Origin of the sequence: Bartonella harrusi (genome assembly GCF_024297065.1) — a bacterium.
Taxonomy (GTDB): domain Bacteria; phylum Pseudomonadota; class Alphaproteobacteria; order Rhizobiales; family Rhizobiaceae; genus Bartonella; species Bartonella harrusi.
Genome location: NZ_CP101114.1, coordinates 189,021 through 208,015, shown reverse-complemented (window position 1 = coordinate 208,015; position 18,995 = coordinate 189,021). Strand labels below are relative to the sequence as shown.

Genomic DNA, 18,995 nt, shown 5'->3' with positions numbered 1-18,995 from the left:
CATTAAAAGGATGTAGATTTCATAAGAGATAATGTGATGGTTTTCATTCCCTATTCTAGTTTCTATTCCGGTAAAGAAATATCGAGGTTTTAAAATCTTAATTTCTAAAATAATGATAACGCAATTTTTTACCTCCCTTTAAGAATATAATCTGATTTTGCGCTTGCCAAATTTGGCGTTCGCAAATCTTGTTATATATTATGCACTATCAATCCAATTTTTAAAACAAGATATGATTTTAAACTTATACAATTTATATTGATCAACAATTTTCAAATGATTGCGTTTTAACAATGCGATTTATATGATAAAAACGTATTGTAATATTTATGAGCTGTCATGAATGATAATTGCTTTGCATTTCTTTAAATCCTTACATGCATTATAACATTCACATCATGATTTACTTTTTATACTCTTTTTATAGATGGTTATTTTTTATAAAAAGTAGTCAATCGAATCGTGTATAAAAGTGTGGACTCTAAAGGGGATTCATATAAGATAGAGATATAAGACATTGATTTTATAGTTTTTTACGTGATGTGTTTTCATACTAAAGTCACGCTCCCCTCATCCTGTTAAACAAATTACCAAATATGATAAAATCGTATGGTATGTGCGTATTGGTCATGGGTAACGTATTAGAATATGAGGAACCTATAGAACACAAAAATTTGTTGACAATTACAAAAGTGCACTCGCCCAATTGCAAGGGCTTATCCTTCCTAAATCCGAGACAGAAAAACTGGTTGAAGGTTTATTTGCATGGCTGATTAAACAATATTTTAACAACTCAAATTGGCTAGCTTTGCTAAAGCTACAAAAAACGTAAGAGAATCAATAACAGATCGATCCCTTACTTCTAATATAACTTATTGATTTTTATGTTTTCTTAACCTCAAAAGAAAGGTTTAAAACCCGCAATATGACTCTAAAAATCTTCACATTGTTTCTTGCATTTACCTATCATATGTCTTTCACACTCTGCCTACAGCCATACTGCAAGAAAGTGCCTCAATAGTTTTTATCTTTCATAAAAAAACTCATTTTAATAACCTGAGAGAAAATTTAATCTCTTTTTTTCTCCCCCACCCCAACTTTATAGGTAAGATCATCGCGAGGACGATCAGAAGACATATGGTAACCTGTTATGATATAATGCAGCATTTCCGCAATATTGGTAACATGATCACCAATCCGTTCAATATTTTTTAAACAAAAAAGTAAATGCGTACAAACTGTAATATTGCGCGCATCTTCCATCATATAAGTTAGAAGCTCACGAAAAAGAGACGTATATAAAGCATCAATTTTACCATCACGCTCACGTACCGCATCAACACGTTCCAATAAACGGCTCGTGTAAGCGCTCAATACTTCCTTTAACTGATTGAGAGCTAAAGCTGTAATTGTTTCAAGCCCATGATAAAAAGCAGCCGATTGACGTGTTTCTGAAAGTGTAACCGTTCGCTTAGCAATGTTTTTGGCCATATCCCCAATCCGCTCAAGATCAGAAGAAATACGAATGGCACCAATAATTTCACGTAGATCAACAGCCATCGGTTGGCGTTTGCAAATAATGGTAATTGCTTTTTCATCAATATCACGTTCTGCTTCATCTAAAAACAAATCATCAGCAATAACTGCCGTCGCAAGTTGAAGATCACTACAGACAATTGATGCAACAGAACGTTCAATCATTCGTTCTGCATGGCTCCCCATAGCTGTAATCCTTGCTTTCAAATATTTTAATTCTGCATCATAAGAACGGACAGTATGGTTCTTAGACATATCTTATACTCCTCAATTCGCCTATCCAAAACGCCCCGTGATATAATCTTGCGTACGTTGTTCTTTTGGCGAAGTAAAAATCATTTCAGTTGCACCAACTTCTACCAAATGCCCCAAATGAAACATGGCCGTATATTGAGAAACGCGTGCTGCCTGTTGCATAGAGTGTGTCACAATAACAATGGTATAATTTTTTCGTAATGCATCAATCAGCTCTTCAATACGCGCCGTCGCAATTGGATCAAGAGCTGAACAGGGCTCATCCATCAAAATAACTTCAGGGCTCACAGCAATGGCACGCGCAATACATAAACGCTGTTGTTGTCCTCCTGATAAACTTGTTCCTGCCTCATGAAGACGATCTTTTACTTCTTCAAATAACCCTGCCTGCCTTAAACTTCTTTCAACAATATCATGCAATTCGGCACGCGATTTAACCAAACCGTGAATACGTGGTCCATAGGCAACATTCTCAAATATAGATTTTGGAAAAGGACTAGGCTTTTGAAAAACCATACCAACACGAGCACGCAATTCTACAACATCAATCCTCTGGTCATAAATATTCTTTCCATCTAAGGTAATAAGACCCGTTATTTTAGCTCCTTCAATCGTATCATTCATACGATTAAAGCAACGCAAAAAAGTTGACTTGCCGCAACCTGAAGGACCTATCAAAGCTGTAACCTGATGTTCAGGAATATCAAGAGTAATGCCATGAAGTGCTGCTTTCTCCCCATAAAAAACTTTTACATCCTGACCACGCATTTTAATTTTCATTACAAAAGCTCACCTTACTTTAAAACATAAACTTTATCGAAGTTACTACTTTATTGAAGTTACTTACGCCGCTCAAATCGTCGACGTAAAAAAACAGCAGAAATATTCATGGCTGCAAGAAAAATCATTAATACAATAATAGCACCCGAGGTCTTTTCTACAAAAGCACGCTCTGCTTCACCTGCCCACATAAAAATTTGAACAGGCAAAGCCGTTGCTGGATCCATGGGAGTCGCAGGAATATTTACAACAAAAGCAACCATGCCTATCAAAAGCAATGGGGCTGTTTCACCCAGAGCCTGAGCGACACCAATAATCGTGCCTGTCAAAATACCAGGCGCTGCTAAAGGGACAACATGATGAAAAACCATTTGTGTTTTTGATGCCCCCAACCCTAAAGCTGCTGCGCGAATAGAAAGAGGAACAGCCCGCAAAGCAGAACGCGTCGCAATAATAATGGTGGGGAGAGTCATAAGAGCCAAGATAAGCCCACCAACAAAAGAAGCTGAACGTGGTAAACCAAAAAAATTAACAAAAACAGCAAGTCCTAAAAGACCAAAAACAATCGAAGGAACAGCTGCGAGATTATTAATATTAACCTCAATAAAATCTGTGAATTTATTTTTGCGTGCATACTCTTCCAAATAAAGAGCCGTTGCTATCCCTATTGGAAGAGAAATTACTAGAACTATAGCCATCATGTAAAGAGAACCAATTATCGCAACTCCTAACCCCGCAGTTTCAGCGCGGCTTGAAGCACCAAATGTAAAAAGGCCAAAATTAAATGTTTTATAAAGTGTCCCATCATGCGCTAAACGTTTTATCCATTCTACTTGACGATTAGAAACTTTGCGGTTTTTTTCTGCTACATGTAAATCAATTTGTCCTTTATAAGCAGAATCAATATCTGCTGCCGCTAGAACTTTGATTTTTTGCGTTGTTCCAATCAGTTTTGGATTCTTTGTCACCATTTCACGGAGTTGAACACGGACACCATTTGAAAACATACGATTAACATCTCGCAATGAAATCCGATCATTTTGATCTATATCAAGCTTTTTTACCAAAGCATTCCGTACGAGAAGAGGATAATTGGCAGTTATAAGGACCTGTGCATTTGTCTCACGCTGACCATTGGGATCAATGACCTGCTCATCCAAATAAATCGATAAGGCCATTTCACTTTGAAAAAAAGCTGTATAGCCCTGACTGATGATAGACCATAAAAGTGCAAATAAAAAAAAGAGACCAATAAAAATAGCAATCAAACCATACGCTCGGAAACGACGTTCTGCCCAATATCGACGTTTGAGTCCAATATTGCGACGAGAAACTAGAAAATCTTCATTCATTCATATTGTTCCCGATATTTACGCACAATGTAAAGAGCAAGAATATTCATCAAAAGAGTCATAATAAAGAGTGTCATCCCTAAAGCAAAAGCGACAAGAGTTTGTGGAGAATTAAACTCAAAATCCCCTGTTAATTGATTCACAATCTTAACCGTCATCGTGGTCATTGCTTCAAATGGATTAAGCGTTAAGTTCGCTGCAACACCTGCTGCAAAAACCACAATCATTGTCTCTCCAATTGCACGTGATGCTGTCAATAAAATCGCTCCCATAATTCCTGGAAGCGCTGCCGGGATAACCACTTTCTTAATCGTCTCAGATTGCGTTGCTCCTAAACCATAAGATCCTTCGCGTAAAATGCGTGGAACAGCTGTTATAACATCATCCGACAAAGAAGAGATAAAAGGTATCAACATAATTCCCATCACAACTCCAGCCGTTAAAACACTTTGAGCCATAATAAAACCAACACCACCAGAGAGAGACATAGAGAGATCACGTAAAAATGGCCCTACCACCTTCAAAGCAAAAAAACCATAAACAATGGTTGGAATACCAGCAAGCACTTCTAACAATGGCTTTACTATTGATCGTAATCGAGTAGAAGCATATTCGGCCATATAAAGAGCCGAAAACAACCCTATAGGAACAGCAAAAAGCATTGCCACAAGCGCGATATAAAGCGTACCAGCAAGGAGGGGTATAAGACCAAATTGCCCTACTGTATTGCTCGAACCGCTCGCTGAAAAACGCGGATCCCAAACCGTTCCCAAAAAGAAATTGGACAAGGGGACAGATTGAAAAAAACTGATCGTTTGAAAAAACATGGAAAGCGCTATAGCTGCTGTTGTTAAAACCGCAACTATAGATGCACAAATCAACCCAATAACAATCAAACATTCAACCTTATTGCGCGCACGTTGACGCGGAGCAATTTGTATTATTCCAAAGATAAAACCAAAGGATGCAATAACAAAACAAAAACCATGACCAATGAACTGTAGCTTTTCAGAACAAGAAACCCAGGACTGCGCTCTTCTTAACAGATCCTCTGATGACCCATGAGGTAACAAAAATCCTTTCGCAAATAATTGTGTCCGCACTTCTTCATATGAAGCAGTCGCAAACTCTCCATCAAAGTGATAAATCATTTTGATCAAATTTCGAATAGTCTCCAAAATAAGATCATGATTCACAAGCCCCGTTATATGGGAACTATATGCCTCAACTCCTCGAGAGAGGCTATACTCTAAATAAATTGTACTCCCACCATCCCAAAAAATTAAAAAAATAAGCGGTGGAATCACAGTCATTAAAAATGTCCACCACGCATGATAATACGCACGAGAATGCATCTTGTATTGTGCGTATTCAAGAGAACGAGCTCGCATATAAGAAATACAAAAGCCAACAAATCCAAGAAAAAATAGAAGAAAAAGAATGACGGAAATGCGCATATTGTCTTTCAATTTTTACAAAAAAAACACCATAGAAAACTTCTACACTGCGGATTTAGAAAATTATTTCAAACGCATCACTCTCCCAGCAGAAAAAGCAGAACGCTGCGCTTGGCGCTCTTTTTCAGAAACAACAATCAAACCATATTCAGCCAAAGGGCTATCTGGACCAATCATTTGATCAGAAAGAAAAAAATCAATATATTCCCGCAAACCTGAAACGTTATCTAGATGTGCTTTCTTAACGTAGAAAAAAAGTGGACGCGAAACTGGATATTCGCCACGTATAATCGTTTCAACGGTTGGCGCAAAACCATTAATATGGGCAACCTTTAACTTATCAGCATTATTTTCATAATAAGACAAACCAAAAACCCCAACCGCTGTTCTATTAGAAGTCAGACGCGCAAAGGTTTCAGAATAATCACCATCAATATCAATGACTTTTCCATCCTTACGTACCGCAACACAAGCAGCATGAATTGCCTTATCATCCATTCCCAAAGATTTCATCGCATAAACTGCTCCACTGGCCTTACAGCCTACAAAAAGTAATTTTTCTTCAAAAACTTCACGTGTTCCATGCTTTTCTCCAGGAATATAAGCTGCTATCGTCCACGCAGGAAGAGCACTGTTGACTGCGTCCCATTTCGAAACCTTATTGGGCTGCAATTTTCCGTCTACAAAAACCTGAGCAGCAAGTGCCTTATACACATCCACTGCCTGCAATTTCCAATCAGGACCATTGATATCTGTTGCAAAGACAATACCATCATACCCAATGCGTATTTCCTCTACATCTTTTACTCCAGCATCAAAACAAGATTGCAATTCGCTTGGCTTCATCGGCCGTGAAGCATTAACGATATCAATTGTATTTTCTCCAATACCACGGCAAAACTCTTTAATACCAGCCCCTGTTCCACCCGATTCAATAACCGGGACTTTAAAATGAGGATAGGTTTCTCCAAATATCTCAGCAACAATCTTTTGGTAAGGTAAAACTGTAGATGAACCCGCTATCTGTATTTGATCACGCGCATTGCTAACGTTTGTCAATACAGTTGCCAAAATCAATCCCATTCCAACTAATAACACTTTGCTCATCTATAAACTCCTTAGAAGAGAAATTAAAGTCTTCTGCCCAAATTATATAATATCTCAATTGTAATTCACATTTGCATTATAACAAACATAAAAAAGAAACATTCGTAATTTTTCTAAAAAAATAATATTCTCTCTTGAAATAAATTTAATTTGAACGTTTGGATTCCACAATATCCCAAAAAAGATGAGCAACATCTGCACCACAAAAGCGTTTGATTTCACGAATACCTGTAGGAGACGTCACATTAATTTCTGTTATATAATCGCCAATCACATCAATCCCTACAAGAAGAAGACCACGTTCCTTTAAAGCTGGACCAATGCGTTCGCAAATCTCATAATCACGTTTTGTAAAATCAATCTTTTCCGCGCGTCCTCCAACATGCATATTAGAGCGTGCATCTGTTTCTACCGGGACACGATTAATCGCCCCAACAGGGACACCATCAAGCAAAATAATCCGTTTATCCCCTTTTCTCACTGCATCTAAATAACGCTGAACGATAAAAGGTTCACGATAAATTTGTGCAAACATTTCCAAAAGCGATGCTAAATTGCGATCATCTTTTTTTAAATGAAAAATACCTGCTCCTCCATTGCCATAGAGTGGTTTAAGAATGATATCACCAAATGTCGCTCTAAAATCGCTTATTTCTTCAATATCTTTTGTAATTAATGTTTCTGGCATCAAATCAGGAAATTCAGTAACAAAAATCTTTTCTGGACTATTGCGCACCCATGCTGGATCATTCACCACAAGCGTCTTAGAATGAATACGTTCTAACAAATGCGTCGTGGTAATATAATTGAGATCAAAGGGTGGGTCTTGACGTAAAAGAACCACATCCATATCCATTAACTCTATGCGTACAGACTCCCCTAATTCATAATGATTTCCTTCCTCATCATTGACAATCAATGGCTCTAGTCGTGCAATTATACAACCATCGCGCATCGATAAATGGTCTGGTGTATAATGGAAAAGTGAATGTCCACGTTCTTGCGCTGCTAAAGCAAGTGCAAATGTTGTATCTCCTTGAATCTGAATCGTCGAAATATGATCCATCTGAATGGCAATTTTCATAAATAAAACCTCCCTATACGAAAATGAGACTAGTCTATATGCTATAAACTTAGTAAACATTAAAAGAACGATGACAAGAGAGAACTCATGATGCAAAAAACAGATACAAAATTAAGCCATGAGGAAATCGAACGCTATGCACGTCACATCATTATGCCCGAAATTGGTGGTGCGGGGCAGCAAAAACTGAAAGCTGCGCGCATTCTTGTTGTTGGAGCGGGCGGACTTGGTGCTCCTGTTCTCATCTATTTGGCTGCTGCAGGCGTTGGTACACTTGGTATTGTCGATGACGATATCGTTTCGCTTTCCAATTTACAACGCCAAGTAATACACAAAACAAACATGATTAACCAAAAAAAAACGGAGAGTGCAAAAACCACTTTAAAAGAAATTAATCCTCATGTTGTGGTTGAAAAACACAATCTACGCTTAGATAAAAGTAATGTGGATAAACTGTTAAATGCTTACGACATCATTGTTGACGGCAGTGATAACTTTGCCACACATTACCTTCTTGCTGATCATGCTGCCCAATGCGAAAAACCGTTAATAAGCGGTGCTGTAGAGCGTTTCAATGGTTCATTGACAGTGCTCATGCCGTATAAAGACAATAATCCTCACTATCGAGATCTGTTCCCCAATCCACCAGCTCCAGGAACTCTTCCGACATGTGCTGAAAATGGAATTATTGGTATTATACCAGGGGTTATCGGAACACTCCAAGCTATGGAAGCTATTAAACTTATCACAAATATTGGTGAGCCGTTAGTAGGAAAAATCCTCCTCTATAATGGGCTCTTAATCCAATTTAATGTTATTACCTATAAACAATCAGATTCTAGAGAGAATACAACAAACAACAAGGTTTGCATATAAGGATTTTGGGAACAAAAAATACAATCAGCAGAACTATTCTCAACCATCTTTCTACCGTACTTAACAATCACTTTATGTATCAAGACTTTAATAATCTTTCAAATCATAGCTTATAAACAAATAAACTAAATGACATTTCTGTTGTTCAGCTTTTTTATGTAAATGGGGGCTGGCACATTGCGTATATCGGTTTATATAATCTCTGAAAAAGATCAATAGCTTTATTTAGGACGAATATGAAGTTGTAAAGGTTGGGAAAATCTATTCTCATCGTGATCATCGTTTTAATTCAACTTTATGGCTTTCAAAAGCAATGTCTTTTATATAATCGAGATTGTGTATCTCTTTACGCTTTTGTTTATCACGTTCTTTGATGGGGACACGCCTTTCATATAAAACAAAACACTATTGTGTTACCAAATTCACAGGCTTTCTTTTAAGAGACCTTTCTAAGACACCCAAGCCCATTTCACGATGACGCTCGTAGATAGTATAGCGATAAAGCCTTTGAGTACCATCCTCTTTCCACTTAATAAAGGAGCAAACTGGCACTATCATTCTATTTACCAGCCTCCAATATTACGACACGTCCCTTTTATTAAGACGATTTGTTAAAGGCATTTTTACTTTTTTCTTGAGAGTTTTTATCCACACACCAGCCCCACCTATGACGTGCAAATAAATGATTTTATTTGCTTCAAAATGAGAGGATTTAAAATAAAAACATCTGACAATGTTCAGGAGATAATTCAACATGTAAAATGATAAATTATCATTATAAATCAAATTTTATCTGTTATATCTTATGCAAAAGATCAATGATGTATCTCCGCATACTGACACCAAAAGAAGATGTCGGTTCATCAATCGTGATCAAGCGTGGTGTGAAAATTATTGCGCGAGCGAGAGTCATTCTCTGCCACTGTCAACGAGAAGAAACATGTGGATAATATAGCGGAAAAAAGAACCATCAATCTCAGAAAAGCTTCAATATACCAATAATCTCTTTTTTTTATTATCCTTCACTCCTTCTGAAAAAATTCTTTTTTCTACGCTCTTGAATAAAAGCAAAGTTGCCGTTTTTCAAAAAATCTTAAAAGCTGTGTTAGATGGAACAAACCAGATTTAGTGGTGTAAAACTCTGTATGATTTCAATATGCTTCATTCAATAATTTACGACATAGAAATTTTTAGTAACAGCTCATCAATCTTTCATTCGTATCATCCATCATAACCGTTTTTCTGATCTATCAAACTTCAAAAACAATCACTTTTTCAACTGTATTTTCATATAGTTTTTTGCAAAATAGATTTACCAGAGAATGACATCCACTTAATGATGACCAAACCACACATGAAAAAAGTTAAAGTTGGTAATACAAGGTAATAAGACGGTGGAATTGTTGCTGGAAGAAATGAAATAACACTTAATGCCACTGTTGCAAATATTCTTCCGCTAAAAGATGTCGCACCGACAATGCTAGAAATATGTCGCGTTTGTTGTTGGTTAAGCTCTGAAAAAAACAAACTCTTTGCTCCTATCGGTACAGTACAAATAAAGCCATGAATTAACGAAAATGCAATAACTGACGCAGCAATTTGACTGCTATGGACAAAAAAATAAAGCGCCATACACATCAGAGCAGAAAAGAATGAGAAATACTTTATCGAGTTTTTATATTTTTTATCGAGTACATGATATTTAGACATTAGTGCATTGGAAAAATATTGAGCCGAAAAGGCGCCAATATGGCAGAACATCAGTACCAATAACTGCGAATTATTGAGATGGTCGATTTTACCACCTGAGAGCATTATCGGTTGCCAAAAGTGATAAATAACTTGAATGCCAGCGCTGAACAAGCACATCAGAAAAAGAAACCATGCGCCTCCCACAGTGTTTTGAAATATCCAGAGTGTTTCTCTCGCATTTTGTAGGATAGTTTTTGTTTTTATTTCTTCACTCATGAATATTTTTTCTTCAGGAACAATAAGGAATATAAAGAAAATTATTCCCATCATCAGGCTTGAGATAATATATCCCATAAAATATTGCCCAGAATAATATATCGTTATAATTCCTATCATACCACTGATAATGCTACCAAAAGAGTTTATCTGATGAGAGAGATGTGCATAATACGAAAAGCGATCTTGTTTATGGCCTAGAGAATGGTAAATCCAACCATCAATGGCACTGGTAATGAGGCAAATTCCCGCTGCATAGAGGATTTGTGCAATCATAAGCACTGTTATATTGGGGGCTTGAAGGCAGAGAAGATAAAACACTCCCGTCATAAAAACTCCAGCAGTAACGGAATATTTACGTCGATATCTGTCAGATAAAACAGCACAAGGAAAATCAAGAAGCAAAACAGTTATCGAAAAGGCAATTTGCAGCAAAGCCAATTGGGACAGAGTAACCCCCATAGACATTAGAAAAATGGCGTGATAAACACCTATGAGCATTCGTATTGCATGGTAAGATCCATAGGTTACAGCAAGTATTCGAGGTCTGTTCATTGCTTGGTTCCACAAACTTTGCAATGAGGATTCTTTTCTAGGCAACGCTCTTCTGTGAAAAATTTGCTGCTCCATATCCCTATACGGCGATCAATGGACAGGAGCTTACCATAACCACCCAAAAATTTAAGAGCATCATTAGCACACATAGCCGCTGAAAGAGCATTCACAGGAGGAAACGTCGCAACTTTAAAATTATTATTAATAGCAGCGCAAGCCTCATAAATTAAACCTTCACTTTTTTCGGGAAGATTTCCTAGCGATGAGCTGCATGCATAGCAACCGGTTTTTCCAGGTATATAAAAAGGTCCAAATACAGCAATGTCATTGACAGTGCCGGAATTTATATAAGCTTGTTTATTTTTTATACACCATTCATTTATCCATGGAACTAAATGGTCAGGTTCATCAGCTGAAATGATCCACAAATCGGCTTTAGGCAATTTGCTAATATCTTCTTTCACATTAATCGACATTTGTAATTCACTAACCTCTATTCGACTGTTTCTCCGTGTTAACTCACGCCGAAGAACTGTTGTCTTAGGAAGTCCAATATCTTGTTCAGCAAAAAGAATTTGTTCGGTCAAATTGGTTATCTCGATGACATCATTGTCGACAAGAATTAATTTTCCCACACCAGAGGATGCAAGTATCGCTGATACCTGATTACCAATGCCCCCACATCCTAAAATGACTACTACTTTTTGTGAAAGGATATGCTGAATGGACTCTGGATCCGTACCGTAACTTTGATAATGAAGATGATTTCTCAAATACCGATTATTAAAGATTTTATCTGATGTCTCTACTCACAAAAGGAAACGATTGAAAAAAGAAAGCCAAACGCATAATTACAATCTTCTCTTAACATGATTGACTATAGAAAATTATAAACTGCTTCTACTGTCTTTTTTTGATCCATTATGCAACGAGAGGTACAAAATCTTCGCAGTCTTTCTTCTTGTTGATAACAAACTTCTTTAAACTGGCACCCAAAATTGCATTCTTTTGACGGATAAAAATACAGGTGTATTTTCTTGAATATATTGCTGTTCCACTCTTCCCCTCTATTTATACACTAAATAAACTTTTTCCTGAAAATTTATTCTAGGAAAAAAAGCCTTTTTATCAATTAAAACCTATACGATCCATAATGCTCCCATTAATTTCTCTGTTTTTATGATTCATCATTCATGTGACAAGAAAAAATCTCTGTTAAAATATCATTATTGTCAATACACTTTATATGACCTAGCGTGAAAATTCTTACAAAAATACATATAAAGCCCCTAAAAAAACAGAAAACACCCCATGCATATTAGAACTCTCTTTTGTCTTCAGAACGATAAATAAAGCTTGTTTTTGGTGTACTTTATTTTCTATGATCTTTAATCGGCTAACTTTAACAAAATGCAAATGAAGCACCACACAACTCTTTATTTACTTTCTTTGATAGAAATGAAAGCAATTTTATTTTTAAACAAAACTCTCAATGAAACTTTGCCTGATATTTGTATTTTCCAACCTTGCTTGGATTATTGTGATTTAATCACCCATAAGTATATTTTGTTACATTCCAATAATCGAGAGAGAATGCAAACCGAACCTTTGTCACAATTTTAAATGGATGTCGGATTCAACGCATTCCCTCCACCTCTTTACCGGATAAATTTTGCTCATATACTTTTGTTTTTGATAAGAAGATTTTTCTTATAGACAATGTGTTACAAGGAAATTAAGGCACTTCTCTGAGAAAAATGAATTGCATAAATCTTAAAGTTCTCATAGAAAACTCTTTAATAACAGGAAACGATCATATGCCAATGATAAACCAACGCATTAAACAAATATCTATACATTTTTGTGTTATGTCGTGAATTCTAATATCCACAAAAAAATAGATTGATGCATAGACTAAAAAATACATTGAAACTATAATTATAAATGCAAGTCTAAAAAACAATCACATCTCTTTCTAAAATAGTTTATTCTTGAAATAATTTATCTTTAGGCTGATCTCTTTCGCTTTCTTTATTATCTATCGGTAAAGGAACAGGATGATCAGACAAACTGCGTAAATAAAGCAAAAGATCGGCACGATCTTGAGCATTTTTTATTCCACGGAAAGACATAATGGTTCCTGGAAATGCTTTACGAGGTGATTTTATATAACGATCTAAAGTTATAAAATCCCATTTTTGATGAGAATTTGTACGCAATGCTCGTGAATAAGCAAAACTTGGTGCCGCCGCTAAAGGGCGGTTCACTATATCCCAAAGCACTGGGCCAACACGACCAGATTCATTGCGTCCAGAGGTATGGCATATAGTACATTGGTGAAAAATTTTACGCCCATTTTCAAGATTGCCTTGTTGAAGACGATCTCTTAGTGATAAAGAGCTCTCAGAGACCTGCTGCTTCTCTTTGGATACGTCATTCTTGGTAACTGTATGAGGATGTTGAACCGATGGAGAATTATCATAGATTATATCACTGAGCGTGGAAATTCCTACCAATATAATCAGCGCAAAGAGACAAGCACAAACAAAATAAAGAATTGTCGAGCGATTCATAAAAACTTAAATGTTTATCTTTTCATTATCCCTTTCATTTTAAGCTTTTTCTTTATAACATACAATATTATAAATGCATTGCACATGGTATTTGGAACGCTACAATGGCTCTTGAACCTATTATTCTTATTCCTGCTCGCATAGGCTCAACCCGCCTACCCCAAAAAGCTCTCGCTGAAATTACTGGAAAACCAATGATTGTTCATGTTGTTGAACAAGCAAAAAAAGCCCCAATAGGGCGGACTCTTGTCGCAACAGATCATAATGATATCGCCAAAGCTGTAACAGCTTATGGGCATGAATGTATTATGACATCTCATGATCATAAATCGGGATCTGATCGCATTTATGAAGCTTTAACACGTATTGATCCTGAACAACGCTACAAGACAATTTTGAATCTACAAGGTGATCTGCCAACAATAACGCCCCATCAAATTATCAGTGCTTTACGTCCTCTAGAAAACAGTCTCACTGATATTGCAACTTTGGGTGCCAAAATCATTGAAGAAAATGAAAAGAGTGATCTAAACGTCGTCAAAATTATTGGGACACCGCTTTCTCAAAATCGCCTTCGTGCTCTTTATTTTACTCGCGCAACAGCACCTTATGGAGAAGGCCCCCTTTTTCATCATATTGGAATCTACGCCTATCGCCGCGAAGCACTTGAGCAATTTGTGGCGCTTAAACCCTCTCCCCTTGAGAAACGTGAAAAACTTGAACAATTACGTGCATTAGAACATAATATGCGTATTGATGTAGAAATAGTTGATACCATTCCCTTAAGCGTCGATACACAATATGATCTTGAAAAAGTCCGTAAGATTTTAGCATGAAAAAACTGAAAAAAACCAACAAAATCTCTTTTCAAGGAGAATATGGTGCAAATTCTCATATCGCTTGCTCCAAACTGTTTCCCAAGATGGATGCTGTACCTTCTTCTACTTTTGAAGATGCCCTCAACTTTGTAGAAAGTGGACAAGCTGATCTTGCTATGATTCCTATTGAAAATACTCTTGCTGGACGCGTTGCGGATATTCATCACCTTTTACCGCAGTCATCCCTTTATATTATTGGTGAATATTTTTTGCCTATTCATTTCCAACTCATGGTTTTACCCGGTGTTATGCTTGAAGAAATTAAAACCGTACATAGCCACACACATGCCCTTGCACAATGCCGTAAAATCATACGCAATCATGGCTGGATACCTGTTACCTCTGCGGATACAGCTGGAGCCGCAAAATTGATTAAAAACGACGCAAAACGCTCACAGGCAGCCTTAGCTCCTCTAATCGCAGCAGAACTCTACGGACTTGATATTCTTGAAAAAAATGTTGAAGATAGTCCTCATAATATTACCCGTTTTGTCATTCTTTCGCGTTTTCAAAAATATGTACCAAAACCCCAAAATGGCAAAAAAATCATCACGAGTCTTCTTTTTCGTGTGCGCAATGTACCAGCTGCCCTTTATAAAACTCTGGGAGGATTTGCCACAAATGGTATTAATATGACAAAATTAGAAAGCTACCAAATTGGGGGAAATTTCAATGCAACACAATTCTTCGTTGATATTGAGGGACATCCTGAAGAGCCTATGATGAAACTCGCTCTAGAAGAGCTCGCTTTTTTCTCTGCTGAATTGCGCATTATTGGTATTTATCCTGCTCAAAATGATCGTAACAGCACATGTGTGAAGGACAATTAATTGTCTAGTTCTTGTGAACAATAAAGGATACAATCTAAGCATAGACAAAAAACAACTTAAGTAACAATCTACAATTTTCTTTGGCACCCCATTTGCTTCATACAAAAGAGAACTCTTTGAAAAAAAGACATGATCTTCTAGTGTCATTTACTTTAAAGTGATGACTGTAAATCTTCCAAATAAGGCCATAAAATAATTTTAATTTCTCTCAAAATACATCAAAATGCTTTCAATTGTTTTGGACCCAGGAAATTCTCAAAATGACTTTTATAAAGCTACAAAGTACAGTTGTGCCCCGCTTTTTATTTTAGATTTGACCTTTTCTATTTACAAAAACTGATTTATCATTAATTATACTTTATATAAAAGGGAAAAAATGAAAAAAATTTTCAGTCAAGGATTATTAGCTGCCAATATTCTTATTTACTCTAGTATTGCACTTGCTGGATTTGGTGAGAGAAAGTGGGATTTTGCGCCAGATGAAAGTGTTAAATTTGGTGCATCTGATGTAATATATCACGGTGTTGAATACTCCTGTAAAGTATTTAATCCTAAGAAAGTGTCTTTTACTTTATCTTATTCTTCTCCTGCTGACTTAGAAAAATTAAAAATTGTTGCTGATGATGAAAAAAAAATAACACACGATAAAGAACATCAAATCTTTAGGCTTAAAGGTGTAAAATCTCTTACTGTAAGCTTTCCTCCATCAGGAAAATATATCTTTAAGAATATTACTAATAAAAGAATCATTGGAAGAAATTGTGATACAGGGGATTATGATTAATAAGCTTTCTAAGGATGTTTAAACGCATATAGATTACTGTGATTGTTGAAGTAGGTCTTTTAAACATCGGGCTGAGTAAGTTATCGTTGCCCATTTTTTAAAGCAACGTTTGTGTTTCGTTTAACAAAATCAAACTATTCAAACTAAATTGCGGAAAACTAAACATTGAGCAACTCTTGCAACCAATTCGATTTTATATATTTATTCTCAGAGCATTAGAACAATTTTTTACAAAAATATCCGATCTCCTTAACCGTTAAATCGCATCAAAAGGACTTGGTTTTATTTTTCAGATCTTGACCGAAAGAAAGCGAATATAATGGGGGATATACTCCTTGGTAACAATATTTTCCTCCAATTAATTTTCTAATTTCAGCTTAGTAAACAACCTGTATGTTAAATCTCTCCTTTTTGTTGCTGAAAACTTCCTATCATTTTTAAACAACTCCCCTAAAATGAATATTCCTACCAAAAAACTCCAAAACAGATCTTCATTAATTAACATCTCCTTATTTTCAATATAAACACTTTTGTTCATACCCAATAATATGTGATGCGCTCTTTGACAATAGAAGTTAATGAATTCCCATCCTATCGATTATTTATGGTACAAATTTGAACTCAAAAGAAAATTTCTTTATCATTCTTGGCATATTTTTTGTTTCTTAGCTTGATTTTTCATTTTAAATCGACAATATGAGATTGGGAGGTTGGTGGTGGACGAACTACTCGCCAACTGGGTCAGGTCTGGAAAGAAGCAGCCCCAACGAGTTTTGGTACGGGTCATTATACCAGCCTCCTTTGTTTGTTCTGTAAATTATACTTTTATCAATCATGGAGTGTCTTTATTTTTCAAAGTGATGGTGTGATGTGAAAAATAAAGAGAGTGGGTTGTTTTTTTAAATTACCCCATTTCTTCAAAAAATAATTTGATTGAGAAAAAATCCTTTTATATTAAAGTACCGTAGTCATCTGTAGTTTTGTGTTATCAAAACATACGCATAAAGAGCTTCAAAATTGGAATCATTGATGGAAAATACACCGGTAGAAACGACCTATCGTGTTCTTGCTCGCAAATATCGACCTCAGAATTTCTCTGACCTCATTGGTCAAGAGGCTATGGTGCGTACCCTCACAAATGCCTTTGAAACAGGGCGCATTGCACAAGCGTGGATGCTCACAGGAATTCGTGGAGTGGGGAAAACCACAACAGCGCGTATTTTGGCACGTGCGCTCAATTATAAAACAAAAGATATTCATCAACCAACAACTGTATTGAATACGCTTGGTGAACATTGCACGCAAATCATTGAAGGGCGTCATATCGATGTTATAGAAATGGATGCGGCTTCGCATACAGGTATTGACGATATTCGCGAAATTATTGAACAAATACGTTACCGTCCTGTTTCTGCACGCTATAAGGTCTATATTATTGATGAAGTGCATATGCTTTCAACGCAAGCATTTAACGGCTTGTTGAAAACACTTGAAGAACCACCAGCACACGTAAAATTTATTTTTGCAACAACAGAAATTCGCAAAGTTCCTATTACAATCCTTTCACGTTGCCAGCGTTTTGACCTTCGACGCATTGAATCAGCAGTGTTAGTTGCGCATTTGCGCCAAATTGCAAAATATGAAAACGTAGAAGTGGAAGAGCAAGCGCTCTTTATGATCGCTCGTGCTGCTGAAGGCTCTGTACGTGATGCACTGTCTATTTTTGATCAAGCAATTGCGCATAGCCATGGCAAGGTTAGTGCCATTGCAATGCGCGCGATGTTAGGATTAGCCGATCAAACACGTATTATTGATCTCTTTGAATTCATCATGAAGGGCAAAGTTGTTGAAGCATTGCATGAATTCCGCAGCCAATATGATGCAGGCGCTGATCCTCTTACTATATTGACAGAATTGGCCGATTTTAATCATCTGGTTACACGCCTCCGTTTTACTCCAGAGATAGCTGAAAATCTCTCGCTTGCTGAAGACGAATGTTTAAGAAGCCTAGAATTTTCAAAAAAACTTTCCATCCCTATTTTGTCTCGAAACTGGCAAATGTTGCTCAAAGGCTTACAAGAAGTGAGTCAAACCGCACATCCCCTACAAGCTGCTGAAATGCTCCTTATTCGTCTTGCGCATAGTGCTGATCTACCAACGCTTGATGAAGCTTTGAAAAAGCTTGCCCAAGAAAAAACACCCCTCACAATTGTTTCAAATGCTTCGCATCAAGAAACCTCAAATACAAATAATTTGACAAAAGAAACAGCTGTTTATGCCTCTTCTGCTCCAGATATTGCAAACACATCACAAAATCAATCCGCTATAAAAACACCGTTGAGCAACCCATTAGACCACTTTTTACAACAAAAAGATTCAGTCAAAATTTCAAGTCTTGAAAACACAAACACCCTTAAAAAAACAAAAACTTTTAAAACTTCTCCATCTGTTGATCTTTCTAAAGATATTGCAGATTTATCGCATTCCTCAACGCAAGAAGTAGAAGAGATAACTGAAACGCAATCCATAGTCATCAATTCTTTGCACGATATTGTTACATTAGCTGAACAGCATAGTGATGTTCCTTTCAAACTTCTTATTAAAGAATTTGTTCACCCTGTTTCTTTTAAACCAGGGCATATCACCTTAAGGCTTGCTGAAAATTCTCCCCTTTCACTTGCGCGTGATATAGAAAAAACTCTTCTCCAATGGACAAAAAAACGTTGGACGATAACTTTTGTTAATGAAGGAGGAGGACCAACCCTACAAGAAGAAAGTTTAGCTCTCCAAAAAACTCTTTTTTCCAATGCACAAGCAGATCCTGACATTGCAAAAATACTCGACTATTTTCCAGAAGCAAAAATTGTCGATATCCGTCTGAATAAACAAGAAAACGATCTTGATTTACTCTCCAATACCATTAAAAATGAAAATGATATCAATGATGAATAAGGATACCC

15 protein-coding genes, 1 other RNA gene and 1 pseudogene are annotated in these 18,995 nt (G+C 36.5%); 7 read left to right on the top strand and 10 right to left on the bottom strand.

What is annotated here, in order from left to right:
• Positions 1–550 precede the first annotated feature (550 nt).
• Positions 551–843: pseudogene (locus NMK50_RS00865) on the top strand (tyrosine-type recombinase/integrase); the annotation flags it as partial.
• A 225-nt stretch (positions 844–1,068) separates the two neighbouring features.
• Here the strand turns inward: NMK50_RS00865 and phoU are convergent.
• The 6 genes from phoU to gshB all read right to left on the bottom strand — a co-directional run bounded on the left by phoU (position 1,069) and on the right by gshB (position 7,571).
• Positions 1,069–1,791, bottom strand: coding sequence for a phosphate signaling complex protein PhoU (gene phoU / locus NMK50_RS00860; protein WP_254770522.1), 723 nt, complete (start codon positions 1,789–1,791; stop codon positions 1,069–1,071).
• 21 nt (positions 1,792–1,812) lie between these two features.
• The gene (pstB, locus tag NMK50_RS00855) at positions 1,813–2,571 is read right to left on the bottom strand and encodes a phosphate ABC transporter ATP-binding protein PstB (RefSeq protein ID WP_254770521.1); all 759 of its coding nucleotides are present in this window, start codon (positions 2,569–2,571) and stop codon (positions 1,813–1,815) included.
• Positions 2,572–2,630: 59 nt separating this feature from the next.
• Positions 2,631–3,923 (bottom strand): phosphate ABC transporter permease PstA, encoded by a 1,293-nt coding sequence (gene pstA, locus NMK50_RS00850; protein ID WP_254770520.1) that lies wholly within the window; start codon positions 3,921–3,923, stop codon positions 2,631–2,633.
• Positions 3,920–5,380 (bottom strand): phosphate ABC transporter permease subunit PstC, encoded by a 1,461-nt coding sequence (gene pstC, locus NMK50_RS00845; RefSeq protein ID WP_254770519.1) that lies wholly within the window; start codon positions 5,378–5,380, stop codon positions 3,920–3,922. The genes pstA and pstC overlap by 4 nt, the downstream gene beginning before the upstream one ends.
• A gap of 63 nt (positions 5,381–5,443) precedes the next feature.
• Complete coding sequence (locus NMK50_RS00840; protein ID WP_254770518.1) at positions 5,444–6,487, bottom strand: substrate-binding domain-containing protein; 1,044 nt, start codon at positions 6,485–6,487, stop codon at positions 5,444–5,446.
• Between the two features lie 145 nt (positions 6,488–6,632).
• Positions 6,633–7,571, bottom strand: coding sequence for a glutathione synthase (gene gshB / locus NMK50_RS00835; RefSeq protein ID WP_254770517.1), 939 nt, complete (start codon positions 7,569–7,571; stop codon positions 6,633–6,635).
• 87 nt (positions 7,572–7,658) lie between these two features.
• Here gshB and NMK50_RS00830 point away from each other — a divergent pair, with 87 nt between their 5' ends.
• Positions 7,659–8,447 (top strand): molybdopterin-synthase adenylyltransferase MoeB, encoded by a 789-nt coding sequence (locus NMK50_RS00830; protein WP_254770516.1) that lies wholly within the window; start codon positions 7,659–7,661, stop codon positions 8,445–8,447.
• Between the two features lie 405 nt (positions 8,448–8,852).
• On the opposite strand, the gene NMK50_RS00825 is transcribed toward NMK50_RS00830, so the two are convergent.
• The 4 genes from NMK50_RS00825 to NMK50_RS00810 all read right to left on the bottom strand — a co-directional run bounded on the left by NMK50_RS00825 (position 8,853) and on the right by NMK50_RS00810 (position 13,543).
• Positions 8,853–9,005, bottom strand: coding sequence for a hypothetical protein (locus NMK50_RS00825; protein ID WP_254770515.1), 153 nt, complete (start codon positions 9,003–9,005; stop codon positions 8,853–8,855).
• Positions 9,006–9,734: 729 nt separating this feature from the next.
• On the bottom strand, positions 9,735–10,970 hold the full coding sequence (locus NMK50_RS00820) for an MFS transporter (RefSeq protein ID WP_254770514.1): 1,236 nt from the start codon (positions 10,968–10,970) through the stop codon (positions 9,735–9,737).
• Positions 10,967–11,743, bottom strand: a complete 777-nt coding sequence (locus tag NMK50_RS00815) for a ThiF family adenylyltransferase (RefSeq protein ID WP_254770513.1) — start codon at positions 11,741–11,743, stop codon at positions 10,967–10,969. Before NMK50_RS00815 ends, NMK50_RS00820 begins: the two co-directional genes overlap by 4 nt.
• Before the next feature lie 1,212 nt (positions 11,744–12,955).
• Positions 12,956–13,543 (bottom strand): c-type cytochrome, encoded by a 588-nt coding sequence (locus tag NMK50_RS00810; RefSeq protein ID WP_254770512.1) that lies wholly within the window; start codon positions 13,541–13,543, stop codon positions 12,956–12,958.
• Positions 13,544–13,647: 104 nt separating this feature from the next.
• On the opposite strand from NMK50_RS00810, the gene NMK50_RS00805 reads away from it, so the two are divergent.
• The 5 genes from NMK50_RS00805 (at position 13,648) to NMK50_RS00785 (ending at position 18,987) form a co-directional block, all read left to right on the top strand.
• On the top strand, positions 13,648–14,379 hold the full coding sequence (locus NMK50_RS00805; protein WP_254770511.1) for a 3-deoxy-manno-octulosonate cytidylyltransferase: 732 nt from the start codon (positions 13,648–13,650) through the stop codon (positions 14,377–14,379).
• Complete coding sequence (locus NMK50_RS00800; RefSeq protein WP_254770510.1) at positions 14,376–15,251, top strand: prephenate dehydratase; 876 nt, start codon at positions 14,376–14,378, stop codon at positions 15,249–15,251. The genes NMK50_RS00805 and NMK50_RS00800 overlap by 4 nt, the downstream gene beginning before the upstream one ends.
• A 376-nt stretch (positions 15,252–15,627) precedes the next feature.
• A complete protein-coding gene (locus tag NMK50_RS00795; protein ID WP_254770509.1) occupies positions 15,628–16,035 on the top strand; it encodes a hypothetical protein in 408 nt (135 codons plus the stop codon).
• 705 nt (positions 16,036–16,740) lie between these two features.
• An RNA gene (gene ffs / locus NMK50_RS00790) (signal recognition particle sRNA small type) lies at positions 16,741–16,838 on the top strand.
• A 226-nt stretch (positions 16,839–17,064) separates the two neighbouring features.
• Positions 17,065–18,987 (top strand): DNA polymerase III subunit gamma/tau, encoded by a 1,923-nt coding sequence (locus tag NMK50_RS00785; protein ID WP_254770508.1) that lies wholly within the window; start codon positions 17,065–17,067, stop codon positions 18,985–18,987.
• The last annotated feature ends 8 nt before the right edge of the window (positions 18,988–18,995 follow it).

Bases quoted from the DNA above. Each gene is read 5' to 3' on its own strand.
- NMK50_RS00795 (WP_254770509.1), top strand. From the start codon at position 15,628: ATGAAAAAAATTTTCAGTCAAGGATTATTAGCTGCCAATATTCTTATT.
- pstC (WP_254770519.1), bottom strand. From the start codon at position 5,380: ATGCGCATTTCCGTCATTCTTTTTCTTCTATTTTTTCTTGGATTTGTT.
- NMK50_RS00810 (WP_254770512.1), bottom strand. From the start codon at position 13,543: ATGAATCGCTCGACAATTCTTTATTTTGTTTGTGCTTGTCTCTTTGCG.
- NMK50_RS00805 (WP_254770511.1), top strand. From the start codon at position 13,648: ATGGCTCTTGAACCTATTATTCTTATTCCTGCTCGCATAGGCTCAACC.
- pstA (WP_254770520.1), bottom strand. From the start codon at position 3,923: ATGAATGAAGATTTTCTAGTTTCTCGTCGCAATATTGGACTCAAACGT.
- gshB (WP_254770517.1), bottom strand. From the start codon at position 7,571: ATGAAAATTGCCATTCAGATGGATCATATTTCGACGATTCAGATTCAA.
- NMK50_RS00830 (WP_254770516.1), top strand. From the start codon at position 7,659: ATGATGCAAAAAACAGATACAAAATTAAGCCATGAGGAAATCGAACGC.
- pstB (WP_254770521.1), bottom strand. From the start codon at position 2,571: ATGAAAATTAAAATGCGTGGTCAGGATGTAAAAGTTTTTTATGGGGAG.
- NMK50_RS00800 (WP_254770510.1), top strand. From the start codon at position 14,376: ATGAAAAAACTGAAAAAAACCAACAAAATCTCTTTTCAAGGAGAATAT.
- phoU (WP_254770522.1), bottom strand. From the start codon at position 1,791: ATGTCTAAGAACCATACTGTCCGTTCTTATGATGCAGAATTAAAATAT.
- NMK50_RS00785 (WP_254770508.1), top strand. From the start codon at position 17,065: ATGGAAAATACACCGGTAGAAACGACCTATCGTGTTCTTGCTCGCAAA.
- NMK50_RS00820 (WP_254770514.1), bottom strand. From the start codon at position 10,970: ATGAACAGACCTCGAATACTTGCTGTAACCTATGGATCTTACCATGCA.
- NMK50_RS00840 (WP_254770518.1), bottom strand. From the start codon at position 6,487: ATGAGCAAAGTGTTATTAGTTGGAATGGGATTGATTTTGGCAACTGTA.
- NMK50_RS00825 (WP_254770515.1), bottom strand. From the start codon at position 9,005: ATGATAGTGCCAGTTTGCTCCTTTATTAAGTGGAAAGAGGATGGTACT.